The organism is Acerihabitans sp., from assembly GCF_036398755.1.
Classification (GTDB): domain Bacteria; phylum Pseudomonadota; class Gammaproteobacteria; order Enterobacterales; family Enterobacteriaceae; genus Acerihabitans.
In genome coordinates, this window is record NZ_DASWOM010000098.1 from 1 (window position 1) to 17,046 (window position 17,046).

At 58.0% G+C, this 17,046-nt stretch carries 12 protein-coding genes and 1 riboswitch; of the genes, 8 read left to right on the forward strand and 4 right to left on the reverse strand.

Features of this window, described 5'->3' with window-relative positions; genetic code table 11:
- Positions 1-301: 301 nt before the first annotated feature.
- Both VGC33_RS23275 and sgrT read right to left on the reverse strand, forming a co-directional pair.
- Positions 302-877, reverse strand: coding sequence for a pentapeptide repeat-containing protein (locus VGC33_RS23275; RefSeq protein ID WP_414636948.1), 576 nt, complete (start codon positions 875-877; stop codon positions 302-304).
- 31 nt (positions 878-908) lie between these two features.
- Entirely contained in the window at positions 909-1,085 is a 177-nt protein-coding gene (gene sgrT / locus VGC33_RS16595; protein WP_331121880.1) for a glucose uptake inhibitor SgrT, read from the reverse strand.
- A gap of 92 nt (positions 1,086-1,177) precedes the next feature.
- On the opposite strand from sgrT, the gene sgrR reads away from it, so the two are divergent.
- The 5 genes from sgrR to VGC33_RS16620 all read left to right on the forward strand — a co-directional run bounded on the left by sgrR (position 1,178) and on the right by VGC33_RS16620 (position 8,897).
- Positions 1,178-2,848, forward strand: a complete 1,671-nt coding sequence (sgrR, locus tag VGC33_RS16600) for an HTH-type transcriptional regulator SgrR (protein ID WP_331121881.1) — start codon at positions 1,178-1,180, stop codon at positions 2,846-2,848.
- A 41-nt stretch (positions 2,849-2,889) separates the two neighbouring features.
- A riboswitch (TPP riboswitch) is annotated at positions 2,890-3,007 on the forward strand.
- A 43-nt stretch (positions 3,008-3,050) separates the two neighbouring features.
- Positions 3,051-4,031 (forward strand): thiamine ABC transporter substrate binding subunit, encoded by a 981-nt coding sequence (thiB, locus tag VGC33_RS16605; RefSeq protein ID WP_331121889.1) that lies wholly within the window; start codon positions 3,051-3,053, stop codon positions 4,029-4,031.
- Positions 4,007-5,617 carry a thiamine/thiamine pyrophosphate ABC transporter permease ThiP gene (gene thiP, locus VGC33_RS16610; RefSeq protein WP_331121890.1) on the forward strand — a complete coding sequence of 537 codons (1,611 nt, stop codon included), beginning with the start codon at positions 4,007-4,009 and terminating at the stop codon, positions 5,615-5,617. Before thiB ends, thiP begins: the two co-directional genes overlap by 25 nt.
- Positions 5,601-6,311 carry a thiamine ABC transporter ATP-binding protein ThiQ gene (gene thiQ, locus VGC33_RS16615; protein WP_331121882.1) on the forward strand — a complete coding sequence of 237 codons (711 nt, stop codon included), beginning with the start codon at positions 5,601-5,603 and terminating at the stop codon, positions 6,309-6,311. Before thiP ends, thiQ begins: the two co-directional genes overlap by 17 nt.
- Before the next feature lie 1,179 nt (positions 6,312-7,490).
- Entirely contained in the window at positions 7,491-8,897 is a 1,407-nt protein-coding gene (locus tag VGC33_RS16620) for a S8 family serine peptidase (protein ID WP_331121883.1), read from the forward strand.
- A 9-nt stretch (positions 8,898-8,906) separates the two neighbouring features.
- Here the strand turns inward: VGC33_RS16620 and VGC33_RS16625 are convergent, their stop codons facing one another.
- Complete coding sequence (locus VGC33_RS16625) at positions 8,907-9,674, reverse strand: DedA family protein (RefSeq protein ID WP_331121884.1); 768 nt, start codon at positions 9,672-9,674, stop codon at positions 8,907-8,909.
- 197 nt (positions 9,675-9,871) lie between these two features.
- Between VGC33_RS16625 and VGC33_RS16630 the strand changes: the two genes are divergently transcribed.
- The 3 genes from VGC33_RS16630 to rluA all read left to right on the forward strand — a co-directional run bounded on the left by VGC33_RS16630 (position 9,872) and on the right by rluA (position 16,021).
- Complete coding sequence (locus tag VGC33_RS16630; protein ID WP_331121885.1) at positions 9,872-12,244, forward strand: DNA polymerase II; 2,373 nt, start codon at positions 9,872-9,874, stop codon at positions 12,242-12,244.
- A 170-nt stretch (positions 12,245-12,414) separates the two neighbouring features.
- Positions 12,415-15,321 carry an RNA polymerase-associated protein RapA gene (gene rapA / locus VGC33_RS16635; protein ID WP_331121886.1) on the forward strand — a complete coding sequence of 969 codons (2,907 nt, stop codon included), beginning with the start codon at positions 12,415-12,417 and terminating at the stop codon, positions 15,319-15,321.
- 46 nt (positions 15,322-15,367) lie between these two features.
- Entirely contained in the window at positions 15,368-16,021 is a 654-nt protein-coding gene (rluA, locus tag VGC33_RS16640) for a bifunctional tRNA pseudouridine(32) synthase/23S rRNA pseudouridine(746) synthase RluA (RefSeq protein ID WP_331121887.1), read from the forward strand.
- Positions 16,022-16,054: 33 nt separating this feature from the next.
- Here the strand turns inward: rluA and djlA are convergent, their stop codons facing one another.
- A complete protein-coding gene (gene djlA / locus VGC33_RS16645; protein ID WP_331121888.1) occupies positions 16,055-16,876 on the reverse strand; it encodes a co-chaperone DjlA in 822 nt (273 codons plus the stop codon).
- Between the last annotated feature and the right edge of the window lie 170 nt (positions 16,877-17,046).

A 17,046-nucleotide genomic window follows, 5' to 3' on the forward strand; every position in this document is an offset into this window, starting at 1 on the left:
GCTGGGAGCGGGTTTCACTTGCCGCGGGCGGCGGCGTTCCCTGTTGCCTGGTGCAGGCAAGCGATGAGAGGGCCGCTAGCCCGGCCCTCTCAACTCCCGGGCTGCCGGCAGATCGTGCGCCGCTGCGCGGTCCCTGGCGGCACAACATCCCGACTTTTGGACCGCACGGGACGCGCTCCCGGCGCGCCCCTTAGCTTGAGCCGCTCCCGGCGGCTCATCCAGCCGGGCTTTGTGCCGCCAGCGCACTCGATGCCGGGACAACGTCAACACCATCGTCTGCAACCCAAAAGCCGTCTTTATGTTATGGCAATATTTGAATGCCGGAAATTTGAATGCCGGGATTTGGATGCCGGAAATTTGAATGCCGGAAATTTGAATGCCGGAAATTGGAACGCCGGAAATTTGAACGCCGGAAATTTTGAATGCCGGGATTTGAATGCCGGAAATTTGAACGCAGGGCATAAGGGAGCGGGCCTTTGGGCCGGCATGGAGCGCGCTGACGGCGCCGGTTCCGCCGGCACGAGCCGCAGGACGCGGCGAGAGGCCCGTTCGCGCCGGGAGCGCGTACGGGACGGTGCCAAAGGCGGAAACCGGCGCCGGAAGGCACCGCTTGCGGCGCGCGATCTGCCGGGAGCGCGGGGTCAAGGGGATGGCGCGACTGCCATCCCCTTGTCGCTTGCCAGCGCCTGGCTCCCCATAAAATACCCCGTTTACGGCAAGCGAAAATACCCCAGGCCCCGCATATACCCGCCACCCGCGCAGCCCGCAAAAATCCACCAAACCGTCCGCACCCGGCAAGCGAAAATACCCCAGCCCCCGCATATACCCGCCACCCGCGCAGCCCGCAAAAATCCACCGACCCGGCATACGAAAACACCCGCCCCTTCCGTGCTATCGCCGTAGCTCCTTTACATCCACTCCCGGTATTCCTGCTCGGACAGCGAATCCATATGCCATTGGGTCACCTGGAGCAACAGCGCCATGCGCTGTGCGCTACGCCCTTCATCGGGTCGGATCACGCCGCGCCCGCCGATGGCGATAAAATAACGCTGATAAAACCGGCGCAAGCAGGCTATTTTCATCATGACATCCCCTATTCCACCCTTTCGACCCGGACAGTATCGGCCTAATATGTAGGAAGAAAAACAGATGACTTTTTAAGGAGTCTTCCTCATTTATGCCCTCTCCTCGCTTGCAACAACAATATATCCGCCTGTGGCAAAGCTGCCAGGGCAGGCCGTGTGAAACCACGCTGCATGAACTGGCGCGGGCGCTGAGCTGTACCCGCCGCCATGCCCGCACGCTGCTGAAAAACATGCGGCAAATGGGCTGGCTGGAGTGGCAACCGGCCGCCGGACGGGGCAAGCGTTCCCAGTTGATTTTTTATTATACCGGCCTGGCATTGCAGCAGCAGCGGGCGGAGGACCTGCTGGAGCAGGATCGTATCGAGCAGTTGGTCCAACTGGTGGGCGATAAGGACGCGGTGCGGCAAATGTTGCTTTCCCATTTGGGACGCAGCTTCCGCCGGGGCAAGCACATTTTACGGGTACTTTATTATCGCCCGTTGCTAAACCTGCTGCCCGGCAGTCCGCTGCGGCGTTCGGACAACCATATCGTCCGGCAGATTTTCAGCGGCTTAACCAAAATAAATGAGGAAAATGGGGAACTGGAAGCAGACCTTGCCCACCACTGGCAGCAAATTTCACCGTTGCAATGGCGTTTTTACCTGCGTCCGGGGATCCATTTCCATCATGGCCGCGAGCTGACCCCGGACGATGTGTGCCTCACTTTGCTGCGCCTGCGGAAAAATCCACTGTTTAACCATATAAAAAATGTCTCCAGCGCCATAGCCAATACCATTGATATCATGTTAACCGCCGCGGACAACTGGCTGCCCTGGCTGCTGGGCAGCGTGCCGGCGATGATTTTGCCGCAAGAATGGCAGACGATGCCGGACTTTGCCCGCCGCCCTGTCGGCACCGGGCCTTACGAGGTTATCGATAACCGGGACAGCCTATTGAAGATCCGCGCCTTCGATGATTATTTCGGCTATCGGGCGCTGATCGATGAAGTGAACATCTGGGTACTGCCGGAGCTGACCGCCGAGCTGAGTTACTCCGGCGTCCAGCTCCAGGCGGACAACAGCGGCCATGATGAATTGGAGACCCGGCTGGAGGAAGGCTGCTATTTCCTGCTCTACGATGACCGATCGCCGCTGATGCAAAACGACGATATCCGCCGTTGGCTGAGTGAAAATATCGATCCCATCTCCATGCTGACCGAAGCGGGGCCGGCCTATCAGCACTACTGGTCGCCGGCATACGGCATCCTGCCGCGCTGGCACCATAGCCGGGTCGCCGCCCCCAGTCCCAAACCCGCGGGGTTGCACAGCCTCACCCTGACGCGGTACCGCGCCCATCCGGAATTCGACGATCTTTGCCGCGCGCTGGCTGAGGTGCTGGCCCGCCAGGAGATTGCGCTGGTGGTCAATACCGTGGATTACGCCGACTGGCATAACGGTGAGGCCGCAAGCGACATATGGCTGGGCAGCGCCAATTTTTATCTGCCGCTGGACTATTCCCTGTTCGCCAGTTTTTACGAAATGCCGCTCATGCATCAATGCCTGCCGGCCGGCCTTGACCTCGCGCTGGAGGAATGGCGCGGCAGCGGTTTATCCATGGCGGAATGGTGCCGATCGCTGGTCACCGGCCACCGTCTGCATCCGCTGTTCCATCATTGGCTGATTTTGCAGGGACAGCGCAGCATGCGTGGTATCCGGATGAACACGCTGGGATGGTTTGATTTTAAATCCGCCTGGTTCGCGCCGCCGGATCCCCGGGCGATGTAAGCGGCGCTGTTAAGCCGGGGATAAAAGCTTTACACTTGAACCTGTTCTCAACGGGGTGCGAACCTCCCGGCGGAGTATTAGCCTGGACGCGAGCTGAGAGTATACCCGTCGAACCTGATCCGGCTAATACCGGCGAAGGGATTTGAGAGTGCGCTTTGCTGCCTCAAACGCCTTTGCCGCCTTTTTTTTCCAGGAGCGCGAAGTGTTGAAAAAATGGTTACCCTGCCTGCTGTTGTTAGCCGCCGCCCCGGCGCTGGCAAAACCCGTCCTGACGGTTTACACCTATGATTCCTTTGCCTCGGAATGGGGACCGGGACCGGCTATCAAAACCGCCTTCGAAAAACAATGCGACTGCGAGCTGAAGTTCGTGGTGCAGGAAGACGGCGTCGCCCTGCTCAACCGACTGCGCGTTGAAGGCAAGAACAGCGACGCGGATGTGGCGCTGGGTCTGGATAACAACCTGCTTAAAGCCGCGCAGGATACCCATCTCTTCGCGGCGCACAACGTCGATACCTCGCGCCTCACCCTGCCGGACGGCTGGCGAGACGCCACCTTCCTGCCTTTTGATTACGGGTATTTCGCTTTTGTCTATAACAAGAACACGTTAAAAAACCCGCCCAAAAGCCTGCATGAACTGGTTGACGGCCCGCAGGCGCTGAAAATCATTTACGAAGACCCGCGCACCAGCACTCCGGGCCTGGGCTTATTGCTTTGGGTACAACAGGTCTATGGCGATCAGGCGCCCCAGGCCTGGCGGCGGCTGGCGAAAAAAACCGTTACCGTCACCAAGGGCTGGAGCGAAGCCTATGGCTTATTCCTGAAAGGGGAAGCGGATATGGTGCTCAGCTATACCACGTCGCCGGCCTATCATATCAATGAGGAAAAGAAAGATAACTATGCCGCCGCCGCCTTCAGCGAAGGCCATTATCTTCAGGTCGAGGTGGCGGCACAGTTGGCCGCCAGCAAGAATCCGCAGTTGGCGCAGCAGTTTATGCGCTTTATTGTTTCCCCGGCCTTCCAGGAGACGATCCCGAAGGGTAACTGGATGTATCCGGTTATCAAAACCGCGCTGCCGGCCGGCTTTGACGTGTTGCCGGCCAAGACGCTGAATTTCAGCGCGGAGGACGTCGCGGCCAAACGAAGCGAATGGACCCAGAACTGGTTACGCTCCGTCAGCCAATAATGCCGCGCTGGTTATGGCCTGGGCTGCTGGCGGCGCTGCTGTTGACGGCCGTTGCCCTGGCGGCGGTCGGCGCCCTGTGGCTCAACGCGCCTGCGCCACAATGGCGCGCCATGCTGACGGACAGCTACCTCTGGCATGTGCTGCGCTTTACCTTTTGGCAGGCGCTGCTGTCGGCGCTGCTTTCGGTGCTGCCCGCCATTTTCCTGGCGCGGGCGCTTTACCGCCGTCGGTTCCCTGGGCGCCTGCTGCTGCTGCGCTTTTGCGCCATGACGTTGGTGCTGCCGGTACTGGTGGCGGTATTCGGCATCCTGAGCGTGTATGGCCGCCAGGGCTGGCTGGCGCAGCTCTGTCTTTGGCTGCATATCCCTTACGGCTTTTCACCCTACGGTCTGCGCGGGATCCTGCTGGCCCACGTTTTTTTCAACCTGCCGCTGGCCACCCGCCTGTTGTTGCAGGCGTTGGAGGCCATCCCGGTGGAACAGCGCCAGTTGGCCGCGCAGCTGGACATGTCCGGCTGGAATTTTTTCCGCATTCTGGAGTGGCCTTATCTGCGCCGTCAGCTGCTGCCCGCGGCGGCGTTGATATTTATGCTTTGCTTCGCCAGTTTCGCCACGGTGCTGGCGCTTGGCGGCGGGCCGCGGGCGACCACCATCGAACTGGCGATTTATCAGGCCTTAAGCTACGACTACGATCCTGGCCGCGCCGCGCTGCTGGCCCTGGTGCAGATGGTCTGTTGCCTGGGACTGGTGTTGTCAAGCCAGCGGCTGACCCGCGCGTTTCCCGTGGGGGCGACGCATTTTTCATCCTGGCGCAACCCAGGCGACAACCTGGCGCGCCGGCTGACCGACGCGCTGTTTATTGTCCTGGCGCTGGCGCTGCTGGCGCCGCCCCTGCTGGCGGTGGTGACCGGCGGCATTACCATCGGCATGGAGCGGGTGTTGTCGCAGGCGGCGTTATGGTCGGCGCTGCTGACCTCGCTGCGTATTGCCCTGGGCGCGGGACTGCTTTGCGTGACGCTGACCCTGATGCTGCTTTGGAGCAGCCGCGAGCTGCGGCTGCGCCAGCGTCCCTGGGCGGCCCAAGGGCTAGAGCTTAGCGGCATGCTGATCCTGGCGATGCCGGGCATAGTGCTTGCCACCGGTTTTTTCCTGATTGCCACCCATACCCTGGGACTGCCCCGTTCCCCTTATGCGTTGGTGATACTGACCAATGCGCTGATGGCCATCCCCTACGCCCTGAAAATCCTGGAAACGCCGATGCTGGATCTGGCGCAAAGATACAATCGTTTATGCTTGTCCCTGGATATGCGCGGCATCACGCGGCTACATTGGGTGGAATGGCGCGCATTGCGCCAGCCGATAGGCCGCGCCATGGCTTTCGCGTCCATCCTGTCGCTGGGCGATTTTGGCGTGGTGGCCCTGTTCGGCAATGAACATTTCCGTACCCTGCCGCTGTATCTTTATCAACAGATCGGCGCTTACCACAGTCAGGACGGGGCCGTCACCGCGCTGTTCCTGCTGGCGCTGTGCTTTTTACTGTTTACGCTAATTGAAAAACTCTCGGGGCTGCATGATAGAACTGGATAAAGCGACCTATCTTTACCAACATTTGCCGATGCGCTTTGACCTGCGGCTGGCGGCCGGCGAAAAGGTCGCCGTCCTGGGCCCGAGCGGCGCCGGCAAAAGCACCCTGCTCAACCTGATTGCCGGATTTCTGCCCTTGCACAGCGGCGTCCTCAGGCTAAACGGCCAGGATCACAGCGCCACCCCGCCCGCCCGCAGACCCGTTTCGATGCTGTTCCAGGAGCATAACCTGTTCGCCCATCTGACGGTGGCGGAAAATATCGGGCTGGGACTGCATCCGGGATTGGCGTTAACCCCGGCGCACAGGCAAGCGTTAAACGAGGTGGCGCAACAGGTAGGGCTTGAGACGCTATTGGACCGTCTGCCGGGACAGTTGTCCGGCGGACAGCGACAGCGCGCGGCGCTGGCGCGCTGCCTGGTGCGCGACCGCCCCATTCTGCTGCTGGACGAGCCGTTTTCCGCACTCGATCCCGCCCTGCGCGTGGATATGCTGCAACGGGTGGAAGCGGTATGCAACAGACGCGGCCTGACCCTGCTGATGGTATCGCACAACCTGGATGACGCCGTGCGCATCGCGCCGCGCACCCTGCTGATTGTCGATGGCAGGATTTATTATGACGGTCTTACCTCGCGCCTCGCCACCGGGGAAGCGGCCGAAGCCGCCATTCTGGGTATTTCGCCACGCGCGCCGGGCTAATGCCGCGCTTTATCTCGCGGCGTAATAAAGGCGGAACGCCACGGCTGCATATTGTAGGAATGCCAGCGCGCCGGCGTTGAAATAGCCTTGTGGTGGATAGCTAAAAATAGCATTCTTGAGCCGATTCACATTTTGATAATAAAATTATCATTAGTATATGGTAAAAATAGGTGCCGTTTGAGAAATGCCGACATGCAAAAAAGTGTCGTGACTGGTTTTATCATGGCCGGCAATGTTGGGCATGTTCAGTCTTATTATTGCAATACAAAGCACCCTTCACACCCGCAATGAACCACATTGCGCCAATGCTCGGGGAAATTATCATCGTACAATAAATAAGAAATGGCATACAGATGTTATCCACATTCGGGTTCCGCATGCCAACACCTGAATGTTAATTGCGGTATTTTTTACGGCCAGCGTCCCAACCTGCTTATAAGGGGCTGGGCCGCCGGCCGTTCGCATCCTGAAATCATCATTGAGCCCCGTTTTACGTCATCAATTATATCCACATCAAAGCGCCTGCCCATAACATTATGAATTTAATCTTAAACGATTACTTTCCGCCGCACAATCCAAGGATTACCATCGTTGCGCGTCTCCACTGCCTGCCTGGATCCAGCCGTTTGTCCGGGTTGTCCGCGAACTTTCCCGGCAAACATAAGCATTTTTTATCATCCGAAGGTTTTTTTTCTTTGAATTTAAAGAAAAATAGGATATTACGCATAAATAGCAATTTAAAGATAAGATAATCTAACATTAAGATAAATATTGACTTACTTCACACTATTGCCAGAGAATACTGTTTGATTTATCTCAATTAGAGTTTATATTAAATAAAATATTATATAAATTACTTATTCGACTTCCGCTTCTCGTATTGTATATAACCTACAATCGGCATAAATATTTTAAAAAGCCCATTTACAACAGCAGCATTCAACATTATGCGACAAAGGGGCAAAGTACCCCGCGCAAAAAAGGATGATAGATAATAGTGATTCCACTCATCTTTTTCCATTAGAAATTCTTGCTAACCATTAATTTATTCATCAGGAGATAATGCATCATCGATGGGAAACCCTTATGCACATTTTAATCTAGTTCAGGATAAACAACAAAATGACGGTCTGAATCGTCGCCCGTCAAAGGCTTTTTTATTATCGGGGGTTATCTATAATGAGTGATAAAATTCTCAAAAAAATTGACTTCTTTGCTCAGCAGGGGGTCAAATATACCAGCATCGTGTTTCAACTCAAACGCAACAATGCCGGAGCCTATTATTTTGCGGAGGCGCAAAAAATTGAGCACGAACTGAAATTCAACTTTGAAACAATGGGGGCTACCCCCTTATTCGACATATCCGCCAGTCCAAGGGATGACGCGGCCAGGGAAATGAATAAAAGATTCGGTTTGGATCGGTATTTTAAAATTAAGTTTTTTAATGAGAATGTCAACTCGGTTTCATATATAAATGAAATACTTCACGCTATTGCCTTATTCAGTTCAGTGGAGACGGTTTATCCCACCGCGGAACCCGTAACGCTCCGCGCCGCCAGCACTCATAACGGTTTTCAAGCCAATAAATCCGATCTTGATGATGAGCCGAAATCGCCTCAGAAAGCGGAAAACCATAATTTCATTCCTTTGCAGTATTACCTGTGGCCGGCCAGGCAATGCTTTAATAGTTTCCGCCTCGGCGGGGTCGACGGCACGGCGGGCTTAAACTATGCCGGCGGCAGGGGCGAGAATGTCACCATTATCACCAACGAGCCTGATGCCTGGTTTACCGGCCATCATAATCTGCCGCCGGAACGGGCGATCGTCGAAGGCACCGTCACGGTCGGCAGCGACAATACCGCGTCGGTAGGCGTGATGGCGGGACTGGAACTGGGGTATGGCATCCTGGGCATCGCCAGCCGGGCAAAAGTGGGTTATGCCGCCAGGGGGCTGCAATATTTATATAATCTGTATTACCGCCTTAAGGCTGGCGACGTAATCCAAATAGGCATGCAACACCAAGGCGGAAATATGTCTTATTATAATCAGGAATGTTATCTGCCGGTGGAATGTGAACCTGCCTGGTTTGATATGATTTCCGCGTTAACCTCTAAAGGTATTCATGTCATCGAGGCCGCGGGAAATGGCGCGGCTAATCTGGACCATCCGGCGCTTAATGGTAAATTCAATCGTAATCTAAAAGATTCAGGCGCTATTATCGTCGGCGCCCTAGACCCAAGAACGGGTTTGAGAGCCGCCTATAGTAATTTTGGTTCGCGCATCGACAGTTCTAGCTGGGGTGATTTTGTGGTGACCACCTCCTATGGTTATGCCACCTTGCTTAATAAAACCAATGCCTGGTATATAAATAATTTTTCCGGTAACTCCCCGGCCAATCCCATTGTCGCCGGCGTGGCGGCATGCCTGTCGAGTATCGCCATAGCCAATAAACAAAGCCTGACCGCGCTGCAATTTCGGGAATTGTTAACCAGCACGGGCACGGTGTTGGCGGAGAATTTTTCCTCGATTATCGGCACGCAGCCGGACTTGGCCAAGGCGATATATGCATTGTTTTCCAAGTACTGAATCATCAGGTCAAATCTTGACCACCTTCCAGAACTGAACGGCATATACCGGCATCAGAGGATGTGAAATAAGCGCTACCAGCGCCGCAACCGTCGCCAGCAGGCACAGCGGGGCCAGCCAGCGCAACCGCGACAACGGCAGCCAACGGACGAGGCGGTCGGCATTGTGTTTACCGCTTCGATGCCATCGCCAGCAAAGCCAGCCGGCCAGCCAGACCAGCAGGGCGACGCCCAACAACAGACCGCGGAATTGCCCGGAGCGCTGGCCGTCTGGAATACCAATCGCCACCCCGGCCAGGATGCCGGGCATAAAATAGGCAGGAGGCCAACTCAGGCAGCCGATAATATTGGGCAGCGCGAATTTCAGGGGCGGCAGGTTCAGCATCCCCGCCACCATGGGTACCAGCGGCCGGGTCGGGCCGATAAACCGACCGGCCAATATCGTCAGGACGCTGTGGCGATGCAGCGCGTATTCGATTTTATTAAGCGTTGCGCGGTGTTTTTTCAGGAACGACCAGCGTTGCAGCGATTTTTTACAGCCATGGCCGATAAAATAGGACACCCAGTCGCCAAGAAAACACCCGACGATACCCGCCGCCCAGGCGGGATAAAATCCCATCGCCCCGCTGCCGATAAGCGCGCCCAACGTCGCCATCATCACCGTGCCGGGTAATAACAGCCCGACAAACGCCAAAGATTCAAGGAATGCCACCAACGAGACGGCAAAAAGCGAAAAAGCCAATGACTGCGTAACCCAGTGTTCAAAAAAAGCCAGCATAACCCCCTCAGATTCATTTAACCGACGGATTGTCGGGGCTATATGGCCCGCGGGTCAATGTAACAATTGTATGCGGATTTGGCAGCGGCGGCGGGTCAACCGGCGCAACTGGACAAACACTGTATAAATAATCATAATTATCATAGCGCCTCAGTTAAGGCTGCGCTTCTTTTACTTTAACCGGATATCCAGACGCCATGCCAGACCAATCCCTGCCCGTTCAGGGTTTTGTCCTCACCCGCCACTGGCGGGATGCTCCCGGCGGCGCCGTCATCGACTTCTGGCTGGCGACCGATGGCGGCGCGCAAAAAATCAGTCTGCCGCCGCAGCCCGCCGTGGCGTTTATGCCGGCGGAGTGCGTGCCGCGCGCGCAAATGCTGGTGGACGCCATTCCAGGCTGCGAGCTGCGGCCCCTGGCGCTGCGTGATTTTCACCGACGCCCGGTGGTGGGCGTTTACTGCCGGCATTATCGCGATTTAGGCCGTTTGGAAAAACGGCTCAACGAGTCAGGCATTCCTCTGTATGAGGCCGATATCCGCCCTCCCGAACGTTATTTAATGGAGCGTTTTATCACCGCTCCGGTCTGGTTTGACGGCAATGTTCAGGAAAACGGCGTCATTACCGACGCTCGGCTCAAGCCGGCGCCTGATTACCGGCCCGTGCTGAAGCTGGTTTCCCTGGATATTGAAACCAATCGTTTCGGCGAGCTGTATTGCATTGGTCTGCACGGCTGCGGGCAGCGGCGGGTTTACATGCTGGGCGAACCCCCGGCCGCGGGCGTAGATCCCGCCGACGGCCTTGAATACGTGCCCACCCGCGCGCTGTTGATCCAGCGCCTGAACCTTTGGTTCGCCGAACATGATCCCGACGCCATAATCGGCTGGAACCTGGTGCAGTTTGATTTACGCATCCTGCAAAAACAGGCGGAACGCTATCACCAGCCTTTGCAGCTCGGGCGCGGCGGCACGGCGCTGGAATGGCGCGAACATGGCGTCAAGGCGGGACATTTTTTCGCCGGCGCCGCCGGCCGCCTGATTATCGACGGCATCGAGGCGCTGAAATCCGCTTTTTGGCAGTTTTCTTCATTCAGCCTGGAAAACGTGGCGCAGACCCTGCTGGGCGAAGGCAAGGCTATCTCGACGCCTTATCAACGCATGGACGAAATCGACCGGTTGTACCTGGAGGATAAGCCGGCGCTGGCTCGCTACAATATCAAGGATTGCGAATTGGTGACGCGCATCTTCGACCATACCCGTCTGCTGGCGTTCCTGCTGGAGCGCGCCACCGTCACCGGCCTGGCGGCCGATCGCAGCGGTGGCTCGGTGGCCGCGTTTACCTGGCTATACCTCCCCAGAATGCACCGGGCGGGCTTTGTCGCGCCCAATCTTGGCGATGTACCGATGCAGGCCAGTCCAGGCGGGTACGTCATGGACTCTCGCCCCGGCCTGTACGATTCGGTGCTGGTGCTGGATTATAAAAGCCTTTATCCCTCCATTATCCGCACCTTTCTCATTGATCCGGTGGGGCTGATTGAAGGCATGGCCGCCGAGGCGCCGGACGGGGCGGTGGAAGGTTTTATCGGCGCGCGCTTTTCCCGCACCCGGCACTGCCTGCCGGACATCGTGCGGGAACTCTGGCAAGGGCGCGAACGGGCGAAGCGGGAGGAAAACCAGCCCTTATCCCAGGCGTTAAAAATTATCATGAACGCGTTTTACGGCGTCTTGGGCGCGCCGGGCTGCCGTTTTTTCGACGCCCGCCTGGCTTCATCCATTACCCTGCGCGGCCATGACATCATGCACCGGACCCGCGAGCTTATCGAAGCCCGGGGTTATCCGGTTATCTACGGCGATACCGACTCCACCTTCGTCTGGCTGAAACAGGCCCATGACGGGGAGGAGGCCGATGCCATCGGTCAACGCCTGGTCAGTGACATCAATCAATGGTGGCGAACGCACCTGCGCGAGGCCATGGGGCTTGAAAGCGCGCTGGAGCTTGAGTACGAGACGCACTTCACCCGGTTTCTGATGCCGACCATCCGCGGCGCCGAGCTGGGCAGCAAAAAACGCTATGCCGGCCTGGTGCGGGACCGGCAGGGCGAACGCATGGTATTCAAGGGCCTGGAGACGGTACGCAGCGACTGGACGCCGCTGGCCCAGCAGTTTCAGCAGCAGTTATATGAACGCATTTTCCGCCGCCAGCCTTATCAGGATTTTGTGCGCGACTATGTCCGCCGTACCCTGAACGGCGATCTGGACGCCCTGCTGGTTTATCGCAAGCGTCTGCGGCGCAAGCTGAGCGAATACCAGAAAAACGTGCCGCCGCAGGCCCGGGCGGCGCGCATCGCCGATGAATACAATACCCGGCACGGCCGGCAGCTGCAGTACCAGAACGGCGGCTGGATAAGTTATATCATGACCGCCCATGGTCCCGAACCCCTGGAAATCCGGCACAGCCTGCCGGACTACAATCATTATCTGACAAAACAGCTCCAGCCGGTGGCGGATGCCATCCTTCCCTTCCTGCGGGATGACTTTGCTACGCTTATATCAGGCCAGATGGGACTGTTTTGATGCTAAAGTGATGTATTGGTAGGTGACGAAGCGACACTCATCCATTAACATAGCGCCTTTTCAGACCTCAACATCAATCTTGCCGCTTTTTTCACCGTCGTGGCGCCAGGCCGCGGCAAGCCGCGCTATTGCCGGTATTTTTGCCTAACATAACACCGAGCCGAGAATTTATGCCTTTTACCCTAGGTCAACGCTGGATCAGCGATACGGAAAGTGAATTAGGACTGGGAACTGTGGTAGCACAGGATGCCCGCATGGTTACCCTGCTGTTTTCCGCCATCGGTGAAAACCGTCTTTACGCCAGTGCGGACGCGCCCATTACCCGCGTGATATTCAATCCCGGCGATACCGTCACCAGCCATGAGGGCTGGCAGCTCAGCGTGGAATCGGTGCGCGAAGACAATGGCCTGCTGACCTACGTTGGCACCCGGGTGGATAACGGCCAGGCCGATACCTCGCTGCGGGAAGTGCTGCTCGACAGCAAACTGACCTTCAGCAAGCCGCAGGATCGCCTGTTCGCCGGCCAGATCGACCGCATGGACCGTTTTGCCCTGCGCTATCGGGCGCGCAAGTTCCACAGCGAACAGTTTCGCCAGGCCTGGAATGGCTTGCGCGGCATCCGCGCCAACCTGATCCCGCATCAACTGCATATCGCCTCGGAGGTGGGACAGCGTTACGCCCCGCGCGTGCTGCTGGCGGACGAGGTCGGCCTGGGTAAAACCATCGAGGCCGGCATGATAATCCATCAGCAACTGCTTACCGGCCGCGCCGAGCGGGTGCTGATCGTGGTGCCCGAGTCGTTGATGCACCAGTGGCTGGTGGAAATGCTGCGCCGCTTCAACCTGCTGTTCTCGCTATTTGATGACGAGCGCTACGCCGAAGCGCTACAGGACAGCGATAATCCGTTTGAAACGGAACAACTGGTGTTGTGTTCGCTGGATTTTGTCCGCCGCAACCACGAACGGCTGGAAAAACTGGCCGACGCCGAATTCGACCTGATGGTGGTGGATGAAGCGCATCATCTTTCCTGGAGCGAGGATGCCCCCAGTCGCGAATACCAGGTCATCGAACAGCTGGCGCGCAGTATTCCCGGGATTTTATTGCTGACCGCCACCCCGGAGCAATTGGGGCTGCAAAGCCATTTCGCCCGGCTGCGGCTGCTGGACCCGGATCGGTTCCATGACTATCAGGAGTTCGTCGCGGAGCAACAGCGTTATCGCCCGGTGGCCGATGCGGTAACCCTGCTGTTGAACGGCAAGGCGCTGGACAAAGACGCCAAAAACCTGCTGGCCGATATGATCGGCGAACAAAGCATCGAACCCCTGCTGTCGGTGGCCAATGGCGAGGATGAGCGCGCCCTGGCGGCGCGGCAAGAGCTTATCGCCATGCTGATGGATCGCCACGGCACCAGCCGGGTGCTGTTCCGCAATACCCGCCAGGGCGTCAAAGGCTTCCCGCGCCGCCTGCTGCATCAAATCAAGCTGCCGCTGCCCGCGCAATACCAGACCGCCATAAAAGTGGCCGGCATCATGGGCGGCAAACTCACGCTGGATGAACGCGCGCGCAACATGCTGTATCCCGAGCAGATTTATCAACAGTTCGAAGGCCAGAACGCCACCTGGTGGAATTTTGACCCCCGCGTCGAATGGCTGATGGAATTCCTGCTGCAAAATCGGCAGGAGAAGGTGCTGGTCATCTGCGCCCATGCCGCCACCGCGCTCCAGCTCGAACAGGTACTGCGCGAGCGCGAGGGGATCCGCGCCGCCGTTTTCCACGAGGGGCTGTCGTTGCTCGATCGCGATCGCGCCGCCGCCTATTTTGCCGCGGAGGATGACGGCGCCCAGGTGCTGTTATGTTCGGAAATCGGCTCCGAGGGACGTAACTTCCAGTTCGCCAGCCGGATGGTGATGTTCGATTTGCCCTTTAACCCGGATCTGCTGGAACAGCGCATCGGCCGCCTGGATCGCATCGGCCAGAATCACGATATCCTGATCTTCGTGCCCTATCTGGAGCAAACGGCCCAGGCGGTGCTGATCCGCTGGTATAATGAAGGCCTGGACGCGTTTGAGCACACCTGCCCGACCGGCCGCACGCTGTACGATCAATACTATCAGCAGCTGATAAGCTACCTGGGCGAACCCGCCCGGCTTGATGGCCTGGATGAGTTCATCCATGCCTGCCGCCGCGAGCACGATCGGCTCAAGCTCCAGCTTGAGCAGGGGCGCGACCGTTTGCTGGAGCAACATTCCAACGGCGGGGAACAGGCGCAGGCGCTGGCCGATGCCATCGCCGGCCAGGACAGCGACGCCGGGCTGGTGAACTTTGCGCTTAACCTATTTGATATCGTCGGCATCAACCAGGAAGATCGCAGCGACAGCCTGATTGTGCTCACGCCGTCGGAGCATATGCTGGTGCCTGATTTCCCCGGTCTGCCCGAGGAGGGATGCACCATTACCTTTAACCGCGAGCAGGCGCTGTCGCGGGAAGATACCCAGTTTATCAGCTGGGAGCATCCCATCATCCGCAACGGGCTGGATCTGGTATTATCGGGCGACAGCGGCACCAGCGCGGTTTCGTTGCTGCGCAACAAAGCCTTGCCGGCCGGCACCCTGCTGGTGGAACTGGTGTATGTCGTGGAGGCGTCCGCGCCGAAAAAACTGCAGTTGACCCGTTTCCTGCCCGCCACGCCGGTACGGTTGCTGCTCGATCAGAACGGCAACGATCTGGCCGGCCAGGTTGAATTCGAGCAGTTCAACCGCCAGCTTAACGCGGTGAAGCGCCATACCGCCGGTAAACTGGTCAGCGCGGTGCAGCCGGAGGTGCACAAGCTGCTGCAAGCCAGCGAAGCGCTGGTGGCGAAACAGGCCGGGGTGCTTATCGACAACGCCCGGCGGCAGGCGGATGAAAGCCTGAGCGCCGAACTGCATCGGCTGGAGGCGTTAAAGGCCGTCAATCCGGCTATCCGCGAGGACGAGCTGGAGACGCTGGCGTCCAACCGGCAGCAGGTGCTCGAGCAACTGGACCAGGCCAACTGGCGGCTGGATGCCATTCGCCTGATCGTGGTCACCCATCAGTAAGCAAAACACCCCCCGGGACGATGCTCCCGGGGCAAACCGGAGCAGCATGGAACCCTACAATCCGCCCACCGAACCCTGGCTGCATATCCTGTACCAGGACGCGCATATCATGGCGGTCAACAAGCCCAGCGGCCTGCTCTCGGTGCCCGGTCGCCTGCCTGAACATAACGACAGCGTCATGACCCGGGTACTGGCGCAATTTCCCCTGGCGCAGTCCGTACACCGGCTGGATATGGCCACCAGCGGCGTCATCGTCGTGGCGCTGACCAAAGCGGCGGAACGGGAGCTGAAACGCCAGTTCCGCGAACGCGAGCCGCGTAAGTCCTATATCGCCAGGGTATGGGGACATCCCGCCCAGGAGGAGGGATTGATTGATTTACCGCTGATATGCGACTGGCCCCTGCGTCCGCTGCAAAAGGTGTGTTTCGACACCGGCAAGGCGGCGCAAACGCAGTACCGGGTATTATCCTATGACGCGGATCTCACCGCGCGGGTGTTGCTGATGCCGATCACCGGACGTTCCCATCAGCTGCGGGTGCATATGCAGGCCATCGGCCATCCGATCCTGGGCGATGGGTTTTACGCCACGCCCGAGGCCAAAGCCATGGCCGGCCGGCTGCTGCTGCACGCGCAGGAACTGGCGATTACCCACCCGGCCTTCCATTCGCCCATTCATTTCCGCTGCGAAGCCGATTTCTGAGCGGCCCGCCATGATTGATGGGGCGGCGGCGGATCAGTGGAATCCTTTTTCGCGCTTGATCAGATCGTAGGCCGCCTGGATGGCCTGCGTTTTCTGCTTGGCCATTTCCATCATCTCCGGCGGCAATCCTTTCGCCACCAGCTTATCCGGATGGTGCTCGCCCATCAGCTTGCGGTAAGCGCGCTTGATGGTGATGGCGTCGTCGGTGCTGCTGACGCCAAGCACCTTGCAGGCATCCTCAAGGGTCGGGCCGCGCTCGCCGCCGGGCCGGTATCCGCCCTGCGCATACTCTCCGCCGCCAAACTGCTGTCCGCCTTCCATCATGCTGAGAAATTGATCGAACTGCACCCGGGAGATGCCCAGCTCCTCGGCAATCACATACAACACCTGCCGCTCGTTGGGATGTAGCGATCCGTCGGCGAATGCGGCCTGAATTTGAATTTCCAGAAACATCCTGACGAGATCGAAGCGCCCGAAGCATACCTGGCGGAACTCGCGCAGCGACGCGCGCAGCGGAAACTGGCTCTCCTTGCCTTCACGGAAGGCCTGCTGCGCCGCGGTGCGCGCGGCGCCGTCAAGCCGCAGGCGATCCATCATCAGGCTGGCGTTTTGGATATCCGCCTCGGTAACGCGTCCCTTTGACTTGGTCAGATGCCCCATGACCTGAAAGGTGGTGCGGAAAAAGACATTTTGCCGGGTTTGCTGATCGGCAAAAAAACCGCCGCCGCCGCCGCCCCGCGCTCCGCGCGCCTTATCTATCATGTGGCCTATCAGGAAGCCTAATACCACGCCCCAAAATCCTGCTCCGGATATAAAACCCAGAATAACGCCCAACACCTTACCCCAATACCGCATATACTCCTCAATTCATCATGCCGTCACTTCAAATTTGCTTTATCATACCTGTCATTTATCGCTGTGCCTAACGGTGCGCGGATAAACGGCGGGATTTAACACTGGCGCAACTCCGGTGAGTGAGATAGTCTCTGACCGTTTGACGGCATGAAGCCCAAGATGACGGAACA

Coding starts and splice junctions, on each gene's coding strand:
- sgrT (WP_331121880.1), bottom strand. CDS start 1,085: ATGATGAAAATAGCCTGCTTGCGCCGGTTTTATCAGCGTTATTTTATC.
- sgrR (WP_331121881.1), top strand. CDS start 1,178: ATGCCCTCTCCTCGCTTGCAACAACAATATATCCGCCTGTGGCAAAGC.
- thiQ (WP_331121882.1), top strand. CDS start 5,601: ATGATAGAACTGGATAAAGCGACCTATCTTTACCAACATTTGCCGATG.
- VGC33_RS16620 (WP_331121883.1), top strand. CDS start 7,491: ATGAGTGATAAAATTCTCAAAAAAATTGACTTCTTTGCTCAGCAGGGG.
- VGC33_RS16625 (WP_331121884.1), bottom strand. CDS start 9,674: ATGCTGGCTTTTTTTGAACACTGGGTTACGCAGTCATTGGCTTTTTCG.
- VGC33_RS16630 (WP_331121885.1), top strand. CDS start 9,872: ATGCCAGACCAATCCCTGCCCGTTCAGGGTTTTGTCCTCACCCGCCAC.
- rapA (WP_331121886.1), top strand. CDS start 12,415: ATGCCTTTTACCCTAGGTCAACGCTGGATCAGCGATACGGAAAGTGAA.
- rluA (WP_331121887.1), top strand. CDS start 15,368: ATGGAACCCTACAATCCGCCCACCGAACCCTGGCTGCATATCCTGTAC.
- djlA (WP_331121888.1), bottom strand. CDS start 16,876: ATGCGGTATTGGGGTAAGGTGTTGGGCGTTATTCTGGGTTTTATATCC.